Below are 18,763 nucleotides of genomic sequence, written 5' to 3'. Positions count from 1 at the left end.
TAGTTTTTTCATATTTTTCTTTTTAATCATACCTAGCCCCGATTGAAGTGGAAATCCTTTTTATTTTTTTCTTTAAAAAATAAAAAGATTGAAACGGAAAGCGGGACACGAATGAAGTGAACTGACGAAGTAAATAGCTCCTAAAAAAATAAAAGCAGCTATCATTACAATAACTGCTTTCTATAAATTAAAGATATAAATCTTTTCTCTTTATTCTATTCTCTTTATTCTAATCAAGAATTAAGACCCACACATTTCACAATCATCAGGCTCTGCTGCTTGTGCTTTTAAAAGCATTGCTTTATAATCCTCAACGCTGATTGCTTCTGTTTCCGGAACTAAAGTTACCGGAGCATCTTCTTCTTTTTTATCGTTATTTAATGTGAATTTAATCGCATCAACCGCAGATTTTGTTCTTAGGTAATACATTCCTGTTTTTAAACCTGATTGCCATGCATAGAAGTGCATTGACGTTAGTTTAGAATAGTTGGCATCCTGCATGAACAAGTTCAATGATTGCGATTGGTCAATAAAATAACCTCTTTGACGTGACATATCGATAATGTCTTTCATCGACATTTCCCAAACTGTTTTGTATAATTCTTTCAGGTCTTGCGGAATTACATCAATATTTTGAACTGATCCGTTATGACGCATAATTTCTTGTTTCAAAGTTTCATTCCATAAACCTCTGTCTACTAAATCATGCAATAAGTGTTTGTTTACTACGATAAATTCTCCAGACAATACACGACGTGTGTAAATGTTTGATGTATATGGCTCGAAAGCTTCATTGTTTCCAAGGATTTGAGAAGTCGAAGCGGTTGGCATTGGCGCAACCAATAATGAGTTACGAACTCCGTGCTCCATTACTTCTTTTCTTAAAGATGCCCAGTCCCAACGACCAGATAATTCTTCATCTTTCATTCCCCACATATTGTATTGGAATTCTCCTTGTGACATTGGAGAGCCTTCGAATGTAGAATATGGCCCTTCTTCTTTTGCCATTTCCATAGAAGCGGTTACGGCTGCGAAGTATAATGTTTCGAAAATTTCCTGGTTCAATACTTTTGCTTCATCACTTGTAAACGGCATACGCAACATAATAAAAGCATCTGCTAATCCCTGAACACCTAAACCAACCGGACGGTGACGTAAGTTAGAATTTTCAGCTTCTTTTACCGGATAGTAATTTCTGTCGATTACTTTATTTAAGTTACGGGTTACACGTTTTGTAACGTTATAAAGTGCTTCGTGATCGAATTTTCCGTTATCAATAAACATTGGTAATGAAATTGAAGCCAGGTTACAAACTGCGATTTCATCTTTAGAAGTAAACTCCATAATCTCCGTACACAAGTTAGACGAACGAATTGTTCCTAAGTTCTTGTGGTTCGATTTACGGTTTGCTGCATCTTTGTACAACATATAAGGTGTTCCTGTTTCGATTTGTGATTCCAGGATTTTTTCCCATAACTCACGTGCACGAATGGTTTTTCTACCTTTTCCTCTAAATTCATAATCAAGATACATTGCTTCGAATTCTTCTCCGTAAACATCGTATAATCCAGGACATTCATTAGGACACATTAACGTCCAGGTTGTATCTTCCTGTACGCGTCTCATGAATAAATCTGAAGTCCACATTGCGAAGAATAAATCTCTTGCACGCATTTCTTCTTTTCCTGTATTTTTCTTTAAATCCAAAAATTCGAAGATATCCGCATGCCAGGTTTCGATATAAATCGCAAAACTTCCTTTACGTTTTCCACCACCCTGATCAACGTAACGAGCCGTATCGTTGAATACTCTCAACATTGGAACGATTCCGTTTGAAGTTCCGTTTGTACCACGGATGTAAGATCCTGTTGCACGAACGTTATGAATAGAAAGACCAATTCCTCCCGCTGATTGCGAGATTTTAGCCGTTTGTTTTAAGGTATCATAAATACCATCAATACTATCATCCTGCATGGCCAAAAGGAAACAAGAAGACATTTGTGGTTTTGGAGTTCCGGCATTAAACAACGTTGGTGTTGCGTGTGTGAAGAACTTTTTAGACATTAAGTCGTACGTTTCAATCACCGATTTTAAATCGTCAAGGTGAATACCAACAGAAACACGCATCAGCATATGTTGTGGTCTTTCGACGATTTTACCGTTTATTTTTAGCAAATACGAACGCTCTAAGGTTTTGAAACCAAAGTAATCGTAATTAAAATCTCTTGTATAAATGATATGCGAATCTAAGAACGCAGAATTTTCCTGAATTACATTGAATACTTCATCCGAAAGTAATGGAGCTTCTTGTCCATTTCTTGGATTTACGTAGTGGTACATATCTTTCATCGTTTCTGAAAACGACTTTTTAGTATTTGAATGTAGATTTGAAATTGCTATACGTGCTGCTAATTGTGCATAATCCGGATGCGCAATCGTCATAGAGGCCGCCGTTTCTGCCGCAAGATTATCTAATTCAGAAGTAGAAACCCCATCATACAATCCTTCGATAACACGCATGGCTACCTTAACAGGATCTACAAGTTCATTTAAACCGTAACACAATTTTTTGATTCTTTCTGTAATCTTATCAAACATTACCGGCTCTTTATGGCCATCTCTTTTTACTACATACATAAGCTTACTATTTTAGTTATTGAAAAAATGAAAGACACTGGAATAACGAATTCCAGGACTTAAACATTGCGTGTTTTAAAATTATTTTTTGAGAATTGCAGGATTCTCAATAGTTACCCGTTTCAGTCTAAAAAACAGACCAAAAAAGCATTAAAAATTATCATTGAATCTGCGATTTGGGAAGAGATTCAATCTTAAAAAATGTTCTGTTGTTAATTTTATTCTTTATAACGTTTCGAGGTAACGTTACCCTTATTCTTGTTGTCTAGAAATCTGCATCAAATGAAATTTTCTGAGCATCACTATCTGTGTTCATTACGCCCGATTTTTGATACTCTGCAACACGTTTTTCAAAGAAATTGGTTTTTCCCTGAAGAGAGATCATGTCCATGAAGTCAAACGGATTCGCTGATCCACACACACGCTCGCAACCTAATTCTACTAATAATCTATCCGCTACAAATTCAAGGTATTGCGTCATTAAAACAGCATTCATACCTATTAAACTTACCGGAAGTGATTCTGTAACAAATTCTCTTTCGATATCTAAAGCATCAACAATGATTTCTTTAATTCTGTCTTTTGGCACTTTATTGATCAGGTGATGATTGTGTAAGTGTACTGCAAAGTCACAGTGAACACCTTCGTCACGAGAGATCAATTCGTTAGAAAAAGTCAAACCTGGCATTAAACCACGTTTTTTCAACCAATAAATAGAACAAAAAGCACCTGAAAAGAAAATACCCTCAACAGCAGCAAAAGCAATTAGTCTTTCAGCAAACGAATCAGATTCAATCCATTTTAAAGCCCAGTCTGCTTTTTTCTTAATGGCAGGAAAAACTTCTAGGGCATTAAATAATTCTGCTTTCTCTGCTTCATCTTTCACGTAAGTGTCAATTAATAAAGAATAAGTTTCGCTATGAATGTTTTCCATCATGATCTGAAAACCATAGAAAAACTTTGCTTCGGCATATTGCACTTCGTTTACAAAGTTCTCCGCCAGATTTTCATTTACGATTCCGTCAGAAGCGGCAAAGAATGCCAGGATGTGTTTAATAAAATACCTTTCGTCGTCACTTAATTTATTGTTCCAGTCTGTCAAATCCTGGTGCAAATCAATTTCTTCAGCCGTCCAGAAACTAGCTTCCATTTTCTTATACCATTCCCAAATATCATGATGTTTGATAGGAAAAATAACGAAACGATTTTTATTTTCTTGTAATATTGGCTCGACTTGTGACATGGTAATTTTTGTTTAATTTTTGTACTGAATTTTCACTAATTCAATAGACTACAAAGATTGTCATTTATCGCTAAAAATGAAAGCCAAACTTATTCACAATTCGGCGTAGTTTTTAACAACGGAGAAAAAATGAGATATTTTTCAGACAATAATTAATTTATTGTAAATGAACGGTTTAAAAGCCAACAAACAACCTTAAAGCCCGTAGAATATAGACTTTTTACAATAAAAAGCAAGAAATTTTCAATTGTTTTTAAAAGTTTTTTTTTGAGTTAAAACTTTATTTTTTGAGTTAAAATCTTTCCTTGTAAAGCGGTAACTGGGGCGCGTAAATTTTTATGATTTTTTGAGCTCTTCGGCTACTTTTTCAAGTTCTAAATACCAGTCCTGACCAAAGCGGCGAATTAACGCTTCTTTGACAAATTTATAGACCGGAACTTCTAATTCCTTTCCTAAAGAACAAGCATCGTCGCAGATATCCCATTTATCATAATTGACCGCAGCAAACTCCGTAAAGTCTTTTACCCGGATTGGATATAAATGGCAAGAAACCGGTTTTTTCCAATCTACGATTCCTTGGTTATAGGCTTGCTCTATTCCGCAAAGTGCGGTTTTACCGTCAAAAATAACGTAAGCACAATCTTTCTCGTCGATTAAAGGCGTTTCAAGATCACCATCCGTTCCTTTTACCCAGGTTCCTTGTGCTTCGATAGCAGCAATTCCTTCTTTGCGTAAAAATGGTTTTACTTTTGGGTAAATTTCTTCCAGGATTTTAGTTTCCGCTTCACTTAAAGGCGCACCGGCATCTCCGTCAACACAGCAAGCTCCTTTACAAGCTGACAAGTTGCACACAAATTCTTTTTCAAGAATATCTTCTGAAATAATGGTTTTTCCTAATTGAAACATGATAATAAAATACTGAAATTTATAAAGTGCAAAGATAGGTAAAGAAAGCAGATAAAACACTTTAAATATTTAACCGCAAGGCACGCAAAGATTTACTCAAAAATTCATAAAGCCTTATCCGCCTTTTATCCTTTGCGCACTTTGCGTAAATCTTTGCGAATCTTTACGGTTAAATTATCATTTGTTACAAATATCACTTTTTAAACACAAAAAGCGTGTTTTTATAACAAAAATACATTGTATTAAAAAAACACCTATCTTTATTATCTACCTTTGCAAAAATTTTAAACCCTTAAAATCAAAGTAATATGCTAGAAATTGACTTTAAAGAAATAATTACTGTCGGAATGGTACTTTTTGCTGTAATTGATATCGTAGGATCAATTCCGATTATTGTGAATTTAAGATCTAAAGTTGGACATATCGAATCTGAGAAAGCTTCGATTGTTGCCGGACTTATTATGATTGTGTTTCTTTTTGTTGGAGAAGGTTTCCTGAGTCTTATAGGCATTGACGTTCACTCGTTTGCTGTTGCAGGTTCGTTTGTATTATTTTTTCTGGCTTTAGAAATGATTTTAGGCATCAGAATCTATCGTGACGAAGAACCGGGATCCGCTTCTATCGTTCCTTTAGCGTTTCCGTTAATTGCAGGAGCCGGAACTATGACCACTTTACTTTCACTCCGATCTCAATTTCATACGATCAATATCATTATTGCAATAGTATTGAACATTATATTGGTTTATATTGTTTTAAAATCTTCAAAAAAAATCGAAACTTTATTAGGAGAAAACGGACTTGGTGTGGTTCGTAAGACATTTGGAGTGATACTTTTAGCCATTGCTGTTAAATTATTTGCTGCTAATGTTAAAGGTTTGTTTGTCTAACATTTATTTTTATAAATTTACCCCATAAAATTTCTAAAATACGACTTGCAGATATTTTTTAACATCTTAGGTTTTACTTTATTATTTTAGGCAAATAAACAACCATTATGAAAATCTTTACTTCCATCTTAGTGCTTTTAGCATTAGCTTTAATTGTTTTTAATATTACGTTGCTAGACTTCAAAAATCCTTTTCAGGGAGACAGTGTAGTTGCTTTTATTGGAATTGCAGCTTCATTTTGTGCCGTATTGATTCTTTTGATTTTTAGAATTTCCAAAAGAATTGAAGAGAAAACAAACGGACGATAATATGTTTGACGTTTTAATTATTGGCGGAGGCGTTTCAGGCATATCTTGTGCTCTCGTTTTAGGATCTGCCAAAAACAAAGCTTTTGTTACCGATAAAAAAATCGGAATTTTTACACATCAGAAAAGCTCTTCTTTGCAAGAAGCCATTTTCTACAATGCTTATGGCATATCACCAGGTAAATTAGGATCTGAAATACTTGCAGAAAGTACTCAGCATCTGGTCGCGACTTACCCACATATTACTCAGATTTCTAATGAAAAAGTAATTAAAGTAGAAGGTTCTTATCCTGAATTTACGGTTACTACAAACAAAAACTCTTATTCAACCAAAAATATTGTTGTAGGCATTGGTTCTGCCAATACTTTTGACATTGAAGGTTTGATGCAATACATTGAACCCCATAAAAAAGCACTTCCTGAAAAACAACGCATTCAGCTTAAAAACGACGATCATAAAGTAGCCGATGGCATTTATGTTATTGGAACTTTAGCCGGCTGGAGAAGCCAATTGGCCATTGCTGCCGGAAGTGGCGCTGCTGTCGCCACAGATATTCTTACTTTATGGAATAACGGCGTACAAACTCATGCTCACGATAGCATTCGATAAAATTTATTTATTTTTTACCATTAGCAGATTAAGAAAAATTAAGCTTTGGCTGAAATAAATTTAGTCATTTACGAACGAAATCAAAAACATAAGTTTTTATATATTGAACCATTAAGAGATTAAGAAAATTAAGCTTTGAGACTTAATAAACTTAATGGCTTAAAAATTTTACCGTTTCAAATCTTACTGTTCTAAAAAAGAAAAACCACCAAGAATCAAGCTTAATAAACTTAATATCTTAATGGCTTAAAACCTTATCGTTTCAAATCTTACTATTGTAAAAAAGAAAAACCATCAAGATTCAAGCTTAATAAACTTAATATCTTAATGGTTAAAAAAAAAATTAATGTTTCAGATCTTACTTCACAGAAACGATTTCTTTTACTGTGATATGCTTTTCTGTATCCGTTTTCCAGATTTCTCCTTTTAACGAAACCTCATCGCCTTCTTTAAACCTTTTGTAGTTTTGTGGCCCTCCCACATTTACGATGCTGATTACAGCAAAATAAACCTCATTTTTATCGGTATTGATTTTAGCCGTATAACCATCTTTCCCATTTTCTATTGATTCCACTTTTCCTGTGACTGTATTATCCTTTTTCATAGTTGCACACGAAATTACAAATGTCATCAGTACTAGTAGAAAACTTATTTTTTTTAGATTTTTCATATTATTTATAGTTTAACCGCAAAGTACGCTAAGGTTTACGCCATGTGCGCCAAGTTCTGTTTTAAATTATTATTATTTTATTGTAGAGCAATACAACTTCCGGCAATTACTTTTAGGCTTTCGCCGAATTGTTTCCAGACTCTTATATAACGAAATGAATTGGCAATTGCATTATTATCATAACTGCCTTTCAATAATACAATCACACTCACCACTGCCGTATCCTCAATTACATTAATAATTTGGTCTGCAGCTTCTAATGTTTCGATTTTCATTTTTCCGGAACGATACGATTCTAAGTCCACCTCTTTTGTGATGGTTTGTCCGTCCGGTAAATTAAAAAGTAAATCATCGTGCAGCATTTTATCCAGAGTTGGAACATCTGCATTTTTAATAGCTGTCAGAAGTTCGATTTCAGCATTTACAATAGATTCTATTTTCATCTGATACAAAATTAGGGATTACTTTTTTGGACTCAAAACAGCTTTAATCATCGCATCTTCTTTCAGGATAACATCATAATAATACAATTCGCCATACAGTTGTCTGGCAAATTCTGCTGTAATATAACGATTTACCAAAGCTTTGGTTTTGTCTAATTTCAGGTCTAAACCTGTCATTAAAATATAGGTTCTAAACTTTTTAAAATAAACATCTGAACTTTTCATCTTCGCCAAAAATTCATTAAAATGAAGATCTTTAAAAGCCTCTCTGTTTTTATCCAATTCTTCAAAAACAAAATGGCCAACAATTCCGGTTTGCATCAGATAGGCTACATTTTCATTTCCGTGTTCTGCTTCTATTGGCACAAACACATCCGGAACGATTCCGCCGCCGCCGTATACAATTTTTCCTTTTGGCGTTTTAAATTTCAAAGAATCGGCTACTTTAATGCTGTCTTTTGCATAAAGTTCACCGGATTTAATACGGGATTCTGATTCTTTAAAATATTCCTCGTTGCCTTTTTTATATGGCTTTTGAATCGATCTTCCGGTAGGCGTATAATATCTTGCCACGGTTAACCGCACTGCAGATCCATCGTTAAAATCCATCTCGCGTTGCACCAATCCTTTCCCAAAAGAACGTCGCCCTACAATAGTGCCGCGATCACTATCCTGAATTGCCCCGGCGAGGATCTCGCTTGCTGAGGCACTATTTTCGTTGATTAAAACATAGACTTTTCCGGTTTCAAAACTTCCTGCTTTTGTAGCAAATATTTTTTCGGTGGTTCCGTTTTTATTTTTGGTAAAAACAATCAATTGTTTGTCTTTCAGAAACTCATCCGCAATTGCAATAGCTTCTTCCATATAACCGCCGCCATTATCGCGAAGGTCAACAATTAGAGATTCAATCCCTTTTTGTTTTAATCGTGTTAAGCCTGTTTTGAATTCATTATAAGTCGTTTCGGCAAAACGGTTAATTTTTATGTAACCGGTTTTACTGTCGAGCAATAAAGAGGCATCAACACTTTTTATCGGGATAATATCCCGTTTTACTTTAAACTTGAGTTTCTTTTGTTCTGATTTTCTAAAAACAGTCAATTCAATTTCCGAACCTTTAATTCCTTTTAATTTCGAAAACAAGCTGTCTGATGGCAATCTTCTGCCAAACAATTTGGTTTTCCCTGCAAATAGAATTCGGTCTCCTGATTTTATTCCGGCTTTCGCCGAAGGTCCGTTTTCGACAGGTTTTATAATGGCAACAGAATCTTTATACATATAAAAATTGATTCCGATTCCTACAAAATCACCTTTCATGCTTTCGGCAACCTCAGCTTGTTCTGTTGGCGGAATATAAACCGAATGAGGATCTAATTTTGATAAAATATTGTCTACTGTGAGGTTTACAATAGAATCTGTATTGATGCTGTCAACATATTCATTATTGATAAAATCAATGAGTTTATTCAGCTTGGTTTTCGAGTAATTTTTAGCCAAAAGCTGATCATCCACGGGAGCATGCATGATACTTCCTAAGACTATTCCCAGAGCAAAAGTCGCTCCGATAATGATTGGCAAATATTTTGAATTAAATTTCATTTACTCTTCTAAAACAGGAATATGTTCGACTTCGACACCTGCTTTTATTAAAAATTGAATTCCGGAATCATCCCGATATCCGTTTTGATACACCACTCTTTTTATGCCCGACTGGTGGATTAGTTTGCTGCACTCTTTGCAGGGCGAAAGTGTAATATATAAAGTAGCGCCTTCACATGACTGTGTTGACCTGGCTACTTTAAGAATCGCATTTGCTTCGGCATGAAGCACATCCCAGCGTGTTAATCCGTCTTCGTCTTCGCAGCAATTTTCAAAACCGGATGGCGTTCCATTGTATCCATCGGAAATAATCATTCGGTCTTTTACGATAATGGCGCCTACTTGTTTTCGTTTGCAATAGGACAGCGCGCCCCATTCTTTGGCAATTCTCAAATAAGCCTTATCGTATTTATTTAATTTTTTTTCTTCCATTTATTTTATCTGTTCCAAATTGGGCTTTCGATAATCATCGGCACTACTACTCCTATAATAAAAGCCGACATTACAAGTGCCCAATCGCGTTTTGAAAAACGAAATACGGTTTGTACAATATAGGATACTATCAGAACCACAAACACCACAACTAACTGAGCAGCTTCTATTCCTAACGCAAACTCGCCTAAAGGTAGTAATTTTGAACTAGGTGATCCTCCTAAAATAGTTTTGAAATAATTAGAAAATCCAAGTCCGTGTATTATCCCAAAAAACAGGGTTACAAAAAACACTAAATTCAAACCATCACTTTTTGATGTTTTACCTGCTGTAAAGAGATTAAAAACCGCCGTGATCAAGATTGTAATCGGAATTAGAAACTCAACTGTATTTACTTTTATAGCAATGATTCCGTAAACGGAAAGCAATAAAGCTAAGGTATGACCAATTGTAAAAACAGATACTAAAAGCAAAATGCGTTTCCAGTCTTTGAACAAATAAGGGGTTGTTAATGCGATTAAAAAAAGAACGTGATCATAAGCGTGAATATCTAAAACGTGCTTTAATCCTATTTGAAAATAAATCCAAAATTCTGACATACGGGTACTACTATTAAATGATTAGGGGGTGTAAACTTACGATTTATTTTGAAAAATTAATGTGGTCCCAGATTAAATCAATGAATATTGATAAGTTAAAATTTATGAGAAAATTAAAATTAATAATTTAAAATAAAATTTATCTTTGCCGTATAAAAATCAACAAATTATGCCATTTTCAGAATTATTTGATAACGAATTCAAAGAAAGAAACAGAGGCCATTTCTCTGCAATTGTTCGTGTAGCTTTCGCTGACGGAAAAATTAATGACGAAGAACAAACATTTTTAGATAAAATAGCTTCAACATTACAAATTTCAGAAGACGAATACAAGGAAATCCTTCAGGATCCATGGAAACATCCAATAAACCCACCTTATTTATATACACAACGTTTAGAGCGTTTGTATGATTTGTCAAGAATGGTTCACGTAGACCACCATTTAGGGGATCAACAAGAGGTCATGTTAACCAGAATGGGATTGGCTTTAGGATTTACTCCCGGAAACGTAAATTATATTGTTAGAAAAGCATTGTCTTTAGTAGATAAAAAAGTAGACTTAGATACTTTCCTTTTCGAAATGGAAAATATGAACAAGTAAGAAAGTATTCAGTTTACAGTTACTAACGTAAATAAATAAATAAACCCGACAGATTTTAAAAAATTTGTCGGGTTTCTATTTATAGCTCAATCTGAGACTGAAAACTGTGACTGCGACTGAAAACTAATTAGCTTCGGCCATAAATTGCTCCGCTTTTTCGACCATATTATAACTTCCGCAGAAAAAAGGAACTCTTTGATGCAGTTCTGTTGGCTGAATTTCCATAATTCTTCCAAAACCATCTGTTGCTTTTCCACCTGCCTGTTCCGCTATAAAGGCCATTGGGTTGCATTCATATAACAGGCGCAACTTTCCTTTTGGTGCTTTTGCACTTGTTGGATACAAATAGATGCCGCCTTTGATCATATTTCGATGAAAATCGGACACCAGACTTCCAATGTATCTTGAAGTATAGGGTCTGTCCTCTTCTTCTCTTTGACAATATTTAATGTAATTTTTTACACCTTGTGGAAAATGAACATAATTTCCCTCGTTAACCGAATAGATATTTCCGTTTTGCGGAAATTTCATATTAGGATGTGACAAGTAAAAAGTTCCGATAGCCGGATTCAGTGTAAAACCATTTACGCCATGACCTGTGGTGTACACCAACATAGTAGATGTTCCGTAGATTACATATCCTGCTGCTACCTGATTGATTCCCGGTTGTAAAAAATCCTCGCTGGTTACCGGAGTTCCAAGTGGTGTAATTCTTCTAAAAACAGAAAAAATAGTTCCCACAGAAACATTTACATCAATGTTCGAGGATCCGTCAAGCGGATCCATTAAGATTACGTACTTATTATTATTACTGTTGTCGCTCCCCTTGACAGTAATAAATTCGTCGTTTTCTTCTGAAGCAATACCACAGACAATCTCACGGTTTATTAACGTCTGAATAAATACTTCGTTGGCATACACATCTAATTTTTGCTGGTCTTCTCCCTGAATATTTTGTTCGCCTGCAGCGCCAATAATATCCACTAATCCGGCTTTGTTGACTTTATAGTTCACGACTTTCGCCGCCAAACGTATAGAGTTAATAATTCGGGAAAGCTCTCCCGACGAATACTGAAATGCTTTTTGGTTCTCAATAATAAACTCTCCTAGTGTTTTATTGCGTTCTTCCATTACTATATCGTTGTAGTTTTTGATTATAAGTCACAAATATCGCTTTTTTTGTGAGAATGATTCAAAAATTATTTTGTTAGTTTGCCACTATTGTATATTTGCTAATTAAAGACAGGAAGTACCGAATAAAAAAATACATTTTTAGCTAATAAACGCTTAATAATAAGAATATATGAATTGCCCTTACAAGAAATTCGTACAAACAAATTTTTAAATTAAAAGTGGTAATAGTATATTTAGGACTAAAATAAAATTTTATAGAATATGAATATTAGAAAAGGAAATCCTGAAGATATGGAATCGGTTTTGGGATTAATACAGGAGTTGGCAATATTCGAAAAAGAACCGGAAGCGGTTGTGATTACTGTTGATGATTTAGTGCGTGATGGTTTTGGTGAAAACCCGTTATTTCATGTTTTTGTTGCAGAAGTAGAAGAAGAAATTGTTGGAATCGCATTGTACTATTACCGCTATTCTACCTGGAAAGGAAAAACCATACATCTTGAAGACCTGATTGTAAAAGACAAAATGCGCGGGACCGGTTTAGGATCTGCACTTTATGCTGAAATCATGAAACAAGGAAAAAAAGATAATGTGCGAAGAATAGACTGGAATGTTCTGGACTGGAATACTCCTGCCGTAAAATTCTATGAGAACTCAGGAGCCAAAATTCTTGAAGAATGGAGAGTGGTTCAAATGGACGAAGCAGGAATTAATTCGTTTTTAGAAAAATTATAAGGAAAATATTTTGCCACTCCCGATAGCTATCGGGATATCAGGATCAAAATGATTTTAAAATCTTTGTCTTCTTTGCCACGAATTAACACAAATTAATTAGTGGAAATTCGTGTAATTCGTGGCAAAAAAATCAGTGAAAATCATTTTAATCTGTGGCAGAAAAAAAGAAGCACTGCCGTGCGTCTCTACAATCCCAATCAATTGGAATTTGGAACTTAAAAAATTGGAATTTTATAAAAAATAGCAGCATATAGAAAATGAGAGTATTTAAATTTGGTGGTGCATCAGTTAAAGATGCTGATGGAATTAAAAACGTATACGACGTTTTACAAAAAGTAGGTTATGAAGATGTAATTTTGGTCGTTTCGGCGATGGGAAAAACGACAAATGCTCTTGAAGTTGTAATCAAGAATTATTTTGATAAATCGACTGAGTTAAATTTATCTGTACAGGAAATTAAGAAATATCACAATCAGATCTTATTGGATTTATTTGAGGATGAAAACCACGAGGTTTTTGCCGCGGTAAAAGCTCAGTTTTCTGAATTAGAATATTTCCTGGCACATAATAAATCTCCTAATTACAATTTTGTTTACGATCAGATTGTGAGTTTTGGAGAATTGATTTCGACTACTATTTTAAGTCATTATATGAACTATAGAGGTATTCAGACGCAATGGCTTGATGTTCGTAACTTCATTAAAACAAATGCGAATTACAGAGATGCCGAAGTAGATTGGGAAACGACTCAGCAATTGATCAGCAAAAATGTAAAACGTAAAATCCTAAACATCACACAAGGTTTTTTAGGTGCTGATGAAAATAACTTTACTACCACTTTAGGACGTGAAGGTTCTGATTATACGGCTGGAATTTTTGCTTATTGTTTAAATGCCGAAAGTGTAACCATCTGGAAAGACGTTCCGGGGGTAATGAACGCTGACCCGCGTTATTTTGAAAATGCGAGTTTATTAAACCAGATTTCGTATCGTGAAGCGATCGAATTGGCTTTTTACGGTGCAACGGTTATTCACCCAAAAACTTTGCAGCCTTTACAGAAAAAAGAGATTCCGTTATACGTGAAATCGTTTATCAACCCATTACTAAAAGGAACTTGTGTTTCTAAAGGTGTTGATCTTGAACCACAATATCCTTGTTTTATTGTGAAGAGAAACCAGCTTTTGATTTCGCTTTCATCAATAGATTTCTCTTTTATTATGGAAGAGAACATCAGCGAGATTTTTGCTTTGTTTCACGAATTCAAGATAAAAGTAAATCTGATCCAGAATTCTGCTATTAGTTTTTCTGTTTGTGTAGAGGATAAATTTGAAAACTTCAGCGAATTGAATGCCCTACTTTCGAAAAAATTCAAAGTAGATTTTAATGAAAATGTAACATTATATACGATTCGTCACTTTACAGAACAGGCAGCAGAAACTGTCGAAGACAATAAAGTGGTTTTACTAAAACAAGTAAGCCGCGAGACCATGCAAATTGTTACGAAAGAGATTAATAATTAAATCTTTTTTATTAAGTTAATTATTTAATTCAACTATATACGGAAAGGCTTCACTTATTGGTGAGGCTTTTTGTTTTAGTTCTTTCCCTTATTCAGGTTCTTGATAATAATTTTTAAATCTTCTATCTGTAGTTCATATCGTTTTATTATTTTTCTGTAAACACTAAGCATCGCAATTTCAGTAAAACGTTGTTCACTCACCAAATTATCACTTAGCAAAGATTTCGATTCTTTCCTCACCAAATCTTCCGGAGTTATTTCAAAAATCTCACAGATTTTATTAAAATGATTGGCCCAGGAAGTGCTTTCTCCTCTTTCCATTCTTGAATATGCAGATAATGATATATGTAAAAAATCTGCCACTTGCTCTTGTGACAGATTTTTAGACCGTCGCAATTCTTTAAGCTTATTTCCTATAATTTTATTCATAATTAACATTTTTACGCCAGTAAACGTAAGAAATATTTTGCAATATCCCGAATACAGATTTAAAATAACCGATTTTAGGTTTATATTTTTATAAAACTATAAATAGATTTGTAATATAAATTAATTATTAATCTTAAATTAAATATTATGAAAAAACTAGAATTAGATCAAATGGAAAATTTAAAAGGTGGATTAACATCCCGACAAGTAGGTTGTGGCGTCTATGGTTTAGCTGCTGGAATTGCTTCAGGTTTCAATCCACTTGTAGGAGGACTAACTACCCTTGCATGTTTTTTAACAACATCTGAAAGAATGATTCTAACTGATGAAATGGCAATCGAATAAAATCATGAATAACTCGGCTTTGACTGCAACAATGGTTATTATAATAATCGCATTAGGTTATAGATTTTTAAACAAAAAATAATGATGTATAAAAGTGTTCTCAAGATAAACTTATTTTGAGAACACTTTTTATCATATTCACAATCGCTTTAATTAAGTAAAAAACTCATAGGAGGTTATTTAAAAATTTACAATAAAAATGAAGCATCCTGTTATCAAATGCCTGCTATTTTCAGCTGTTTTAATCTCGATTTCTGAAATTACAAAAATGATTCTAGACATTGACAAACTACTTTACGATACAATGGCAGAAAATCTTAGTTTTGAACAATTAAATCATTTTTTTGAATTTCAGAATAAATGGAAGTGGGTTTCTTACTTATTTATCCCAATACACATTATAATCAAAACAAGCATAATCACTATTGTATTATATATAGGAGCTTATTTTTTAAGCCAAAAAGAAGTCACATATAAATCATTATGGAATATTGTAATTAAAGCCGAATTTGTTTTTTTATTAGTACCTATTGTAAAAGTCGTATGGTTTTATTTTTTTCAAACAAAATATGACTTGGAGGACATTCAGTATTTTTATCCATTATCGGCATTAAACATTACAGGTTACAAAGGGTTAGAGCTTTGGTATATATATCCTTTTCAAACACTTAACCTATTCGAATTGGCATACTGGCTTATTCTTGCCTATTTTATTGGGAAAGAAATTGAGACCAATATGGATACAGGATTGAAAATAGTAACTTATAGCTATGGATCAGCTCTGCTATTATGGGTAACTACCGTTATGTTTTTTACACTTAATTATTCGTAAATATCAAAATTTAGAAAATCCTTTTATTCTACACTATATAATAACGACAATTTATATCATAAATTATTTAATTTACTGTGAAGTTCTATTAAGAATTTTATCTCGGTGACTCCTATTATTATTACAGTAATGGTATTCAACTAAAAACAAAAAAATGAAGCAATTATTTAAAAAAACATTTATATCATCATTCATAATTCTTCTACTTTTTTATGCTTATCAAATAACATCTAAAATAGATCATAAAAATGAAATAAATCAAAATATAAAAACCATTCCTAAATTTTCTTACAAAAATACAAAAGGTGGGATTTTCACCAATCAAAACCTAAAAGATAGAACTAATACAATTTTTATTTATTTTAATACAGAATGCGAGTATTGCAATGAAGAAGCTCAAATGATAAAAGAAAATATAGATGACTTCTATGAGAGTCAATTGATATTTATATCGCTTGAGAAACCAGAATTAATCAAAAAATTTGCTCAAAATCATCAACTAATAACTTATGATAACATTCATTTTTTATGTGATGACAAAGTTACTTTCGCTTCTACTTTTGATGTAAGTACTTTACCATGTTTAATACTTTATGACAAAAATAAAAAACTAATTGAGAAAATTAAAGGACAGACAAAAGTAACAACTTTGCTAAAAAAAATGAATCAAGAATAAAACTACAATGAATCTAAAGCATATCGAAAAAACATATGTACTGCAATTAGACCAATCAGATTGTGGTGTTGCATGTCTGTTGTCAATTATAAAATTAAATCATGGAAACCAATCACTTGAAAAGTTAAGAGAAATAAGTGGCACAACTAAAGAAGGTGCAACTATGTTAGGTTTATACCAAGCTGCTAATCAGTTAGGTTTTACAGCAGAAGGCTGTGAAGCCGATATTCAGGCATTAATTGATCATAAACAGCCCGTTATTTTACATGTTTCGATCGAGAATCGATTACAGCATTATGTTGTTTGTTACCAATACAATGAGAAAAAAGGTTTTTTAATTGGGGATCCGGCAAAAGGAATTTCTACTTTAAGTATTGCAGAATTGGAAAAAATATGGATTTCTAAAACTTGCTTAACACTGGAAACTAATGCCAATTTTGTTACTCAAAAAATGCAACAAAACAATCAGAAAAAATGGTTCTTAGATTTAATAAAAGAAGATTATAAGCTAATTTGGATTTCGGTTTTACTAGGTGTTTTTATTGCCGGACTAGGAATGTCGATGGCTCTTTTTTCTCAAAAGTTAATAGATGATATTCTACCATCACATAATATCAAAAAACTAGTTTCGGGTATTTCAATGTTAGCTATTTTATTATTTGCCCGGGTTGGAATTGGTATTTTGAGACAATACTTTCTATTAAAGCAATCAAAGGATTTTAATAACAGGATCAACAGTTCTTTTTTCTTTTCACTATTACAATTACCCAAGCTTTTTTTTGACACCCGAAAAACGGGAGAACTTGTGGCAAGATTAAATGATACTCAAAGAATACAAGGTGTGATCAGGTTGCTCTCAAGCTCATTAGTAATTGATGTTTTGGTTTCAATAATTTCTTTAATTTTCCTTTTTGCATATTCCTGGCAATTGGGTATGATTTCTATATTAAGCTTACCCGTTTATTTTTTCATCATTTATCGAAATAATAAAGATATAATGACGTCTCAAAAGGAAGTTATGAAGAGCTATGCCTCTAATGAGACTAATTACATTAACACTATTCATGGAATTGCGACTATCAAAATAGACAATAAACAACCTTTTTTCAACAAATTAAATGAGCATATTTTTGACAATTATCAAGAGAAAATATTCAATTTAGGGAAAATAAACATCTCCTTATCATGGCAATCTGGTTTAGCCAATGTTATTTTTTCGATTGGAATTTTAGTGTATACATCAATTCAAGTATTTAATAATGAAATTAAAATTGGAGAGTTAATGGCTATCTTAGGAATTGTGGGTTCCTTATTACCATCGATAGCAAATCTGGCTTTGATTTCAATTCCCATAAACGAAGCTAAAATTGCTTTTAACAGAATGTATGAATTTGCATCTATAAAAAAAGAAAATGAAAAAGGAATAGAAATTTATCAAATTGATAAAATCTCAATTCAAAACTTATCTTTTCGATTTGCTGGAAGAAGCGAACTTTTTCATGATATAAATATAGAAATTGAAAAAGGGAAATTTATAGCAATTATTGGAGAAAGCGGAAGTGGAAAAAGTACTTTAGGCCAAATATTACAGCGGTTTTATCAATTTGAAAAGGGAAACATCCTAATAAATAATAAATATCAATTACCCGAAGTTGGACTTAAAAGTTACAGAGATTTATTAGGAGTGATCCCTCAGGAAATTACAATATTCAATGGAAACGTAATTGATAACATTCTATTAGGATCTATTGACACTGTAGAAAACGTCTTAAAATTTATTCATGAATATGCCTTTGAAGATTATTTTAATCAATTACCTCAAGGATTAGCCACTCTTCTTGGTGAAGAAGGCATCAATTTGAGTGGAGGACAAAAACAAATCATTGCTTTAGCGAGGGTTTTATATAAAAAACCTCAATTTTTAATTCTGGATGAAGCTACTTCTGCAATGGATCGAAATACAGAAAACTTCACAATGAATTTATTTCAAAGAATAAAACCTAATTGTGCAATTCTATTTATTTCACATCGTTTAAATAAATTGAAACATACAGTCGACATTATTTATATTTTAGAAGATAAAACCATCACAGCATCAGGAAATCATCAAAGACTCATGGAAACTACTAATTTCTACAGTGAATATTGGAATATTAATTAGGCT

General features: G+C 33.1%; 20 protein-coding genes. 10 read left to right on the top strand and 10 right to left on the bottom strand.

Annotation, left to right across the window (positions count from 1 at the left end):
* Positions 1-240: 240 nt before the first annotated feature.
* The 3 genes from ACQY44_RS15300 to ACQY44_RS15290 all read right to left on the bottom strand — a co-directional run bounded on the left by ACQY44_RS15300 (position 241) and on the right by ACQY44_RS15290 (position 4,786).
* The gene (locus ACQY44_RS15300; RefSeq protein WP_428231185.1) at positions 241-2,637 is read right to left on the bottom strand and encodes a ribonucleoside-diphosphate reductase subunit alpha; all 2,397 of its coding nucleotides are present in this window, start codon (positions 2,635-2,637) and stop codon (positions 241-243) included.
* 265 nt (positions 2,638-2,902) lie between these two features.
* On the bottom strand, positions 2,903-3,880 hold the full coding sequence (locus ACQY44_RS15295; RefSeq protein WP_428231184.1) for a ribonucleotide-diphosphate reductase subunit beta: 978 nt from the start codon (positions 3,878-3,880) through the stop codon (positions 2,903-2,905).
* Positions 3,881-4,216: 336 nt separating this feature from the next.
* Complete coding sequence (locus tag ACQY44_RS15290; protein ID WP_428231183.1) at positions 4,217-4,786, bottom strand: DUF3109 family protein; 570 nt, start codon at positions 4,784-4,786, stop codon at positions 4,217-4,219.
* A 308-nt stretch (positions 4,787-5,094) separates the two neighbouring features.
* On the opposite strand from ACQY44_RS15290, the gene ACQY44_RS15285 reads away from it, so the two are divergent.
* The 3 genes from ACQY44_RS15285 (at position 5,095) to ACQY44_RS15275 (ending at position 6,588) form a co-directional block, all read left to right on the top strand.
* Positions 5,095-5,673, top strand: a complete 579-nt coding sequence (locus tag ACQY44_RS15285) for a MarC family protein (RefSeq protein WP_428231182.1) — start codon at positions 5,095-5,097, stop codon at positions 5,671-5,673.
* Positions 5,674-5,780: 107 nt separating this feature from the next.
* Positions 5,781-5,981 (top strand): hypothetical protein, encoded by a 201-nt coding sequence (locus ACQY44_RS15280; RefSeq protein WP_017496183.1) that lies wholly within the window; start codon positions 5,781-5,783, stop codon positions 5,979-5,981.
* 1 nt (position 5,982) lies between these two features.
* Positions 5,983-6,588, top strand: a complete 606-nt coding sequence (locus ACQY44_RS15275) for an FAD-dependent oxidoreductase (RefSeq protein ID WP_428231181.1) — start codon at positions 5,983-5,985, stop codon at positions 6,586-6,588.
* A 358-nt stretch (positions 6,589-6,946) separates the two neighbouring features.
* Here ACQY44_RS15275 and ACQY44_RS15270 read toward each other — a convergent pair whose 3' ends face one another.
* From ACQY44_RS15270 to ACQY44_RS15250, 5 genes are all read right to left on the bottom strand, one after another.
* Positions 6,947-7,258, bottom strand: coding sequence for a hypothetical protein (locus ACQY44_RS15270; RefSeq protein WP_428231180.1), 312 nt, complete (start codon positions 7,256-7,258; stop codon positions 6,947-6,949).
* 77 nt (positions 7,259-7,335) lie between these two features.
* Positions 7,336-7,701 carry a nuclear transport factor 2 family protein gene (locus ACQY44_RS15265; protein ID WP_428231179.1) on the bottom strand — a complete coding sequence of 122 codons (366 nt, stop codon included), beginning with the start codon at positions 7,699-7,701 and terminating at the stop codon, positions 7,336-7,338.
* A gap of 18 nt (positions 7,702-7,719) precedes the next feature.
* Positions 7,720-9,297 (bottom strand): S41 family peptidase, encoded by a 1,578-nt coding sequence (locus tag ACQY44_RS15260; RefSeq protein ID WP_428231178.1) that lies wholly within the window; start codon positions 9,295-9,297, stop codon positions 7,720-7,722.
* Positions 9,298-9,729 (bottom strand): deoxycytidylate deaminase, encoded by a 432-nt coding sequence (locus tag ACQY44_RS15255; protein ID WP_428231177.1) that lies wholly within the window; start codon positions 9,727-9,729, stop codon positions 9,298-9,300.
* A 5-nt stretch (positions 9,730-9,734) separates the two neighbouring features.
* Positions 9,735-10,328 (bottom strand): HupE/UreJ family protein, encoded by a 594-nt coding sequence (locus ACQY44_RS15250; protein ID WP_428231176.1) that lies wholly within the window; start codon positions 10,326-10,328, stop codon positions 9,735-9,737.
* Positions 10,329-10,497: 169 nt separating this feature from the next.
* On the opposite strand from ACQY44_RS15250, the gene ACQY44_RS15245 reads away from it, so the two are divergent.
* A complete protein-coding gene (locus tag ACQY44_RS15245; protein ID WP_428231175.1) occupies positions 10,498-10,929 on the top strand; it encodes a TerB family tellurite resistance protein in 432 nt (143 codons plus the stop codon).
* 123 nt (positions 10,930-11,052) lie between these two features.
* On the opposite strand, the gene fbp is transcribed toward ACQY44_RS15245, so the two are convergent.
* The gene (gene fbp, locus ACQY44_RS15240; RefSeq protein WP_428231174.1) at positions 11,053-12,060 is read right to left on the bottom strand and encodes a class 1 fructose-bisphosphatase; all 1,008 of its coding nucleotides are present in this window, start codon (positions 12,058-12,060) and stop codon (positions 11,053-11,055) included.
* A gap of 264 nt (positions 12,061-12,324) precedes the next feature.
* Here fbp and ACQY44_RS15235 point away from each other — a divergent pair, with 264 nt between their 5' ends.
* Together ACQY44_RS15235 and ACQY44_RS15230 are read left to right on the top strand one after the other, a co-directional pair.
* Positions 12,325-12,798 carry an N-acetyltransferase family protein gene (locus ACQY44_RS15235; RefSeq protein WP_428231173.1) on the top strand — a complete coding sequence of 158 codons (474 nt, stop codon included), beginning with the start codon at positions 12,325-12,327 and terminating at the stop codon, positions 12,796-12,798.
* A gap of 257 nt (positions 12,799-13,055) precedes the next feature.
* A complete protein-coding gene (locus tag ACQY44_RS15230) occupies positions 13,056-14,318 on the top strand; it encodes an aspartate kinase (protein WP_428231172.1) in 1,263 nt (420 codons plus the stop codon).
* A 74-nt stretch (positions 14,319-14,392) separates the two neighbouring features.
* On the opposite strand, the gene ACQY44_RS15225 is transcribed toward ACQY44_RS15230, so the two are convergent.
* The gene (locus tag ACQY44_RS15225; protein ID WP_428231171.1) at positions 14,393-14,746 is read right to left on the bottom strand and encodes a helix-turn-helix domain-containing protein; all 354 of its coding nucleotides are present in this window, start codon (positions 14,744-14,746) and stop codon (positions 14,393-14,395) included.
* 147 nt (positions 14,747-14,893) lie between these two features.
* On the opposite strand from ACQY44_RS15225, the gene ACQY44_RS15220 reads away from it, so the two are divergent.
* The 4 genes from ACQY44_RS15220 to ACQY44_RS15205 all read left to right on the top strand — a co-directional run bounded on the left by ACQY44_RS15220 (position 14,894) and on the right by ACQY44_RS15205 (position 18,760).
* Entirely contained in the window at positions 14,894-15,091 is a 198-nt protein-coding gene (locus tag ACQY44_RS15220) for a hypothetical protein (RefSeq protein WP_428231170.1), read from the top strand.
* Between the two features lie 199 nt (positions 15,092-15,290).
* Complete coding sequence (locus ACQY44_RS15215) at positions 15,291-15,923, top strand: hypothetical protein (RefSeq protein WP_428231169.1); 633 nt, start codon at positions 15,291-15,293, stop codon at positions 15,921-15,923.
* 154 nt (positions 15,924-16,077) lie between these two features.
* On the top strand, positions 16,078-16,599 hold the full coding sequence (locus ACQY44_RS15210) for a peroxiredoxin family protein (protein ID WP_428231168.1): 522 nt from the start codon (positions 16,078-16,080) through the stop codon (positions 16,597-16,599).
* A 7-nt stretch (positions 16,600-16,606) separates the two neighbouring features.
* Positions 16,607-18,760, top strand: coding sequence for a peptidase domain-containing ABC transporter (locus ACQY44_RS15205; protein ID WP_428231167.1), 2,154 nt, complete (start codon positions 16,607-16,609; stop codon positions 18,758-18,760).
* Positions 18,761-18,763: the final 3 nt, after the last annotated feature.

It is taken from the genome of Flavobacterium sp. (assembly GCF_965277525.1).
Classification (GTDB): Bacteria; Bacteroidota; Bacteroidia; order Flavobacteriales; family Flavobacteriaceae; genus Flavobacterium.
The sequence above is the reverse complement of the archived record's forward strand: the minus strand, read 5'-3'. Positions and strand labels throughout refer to the sequence as shown.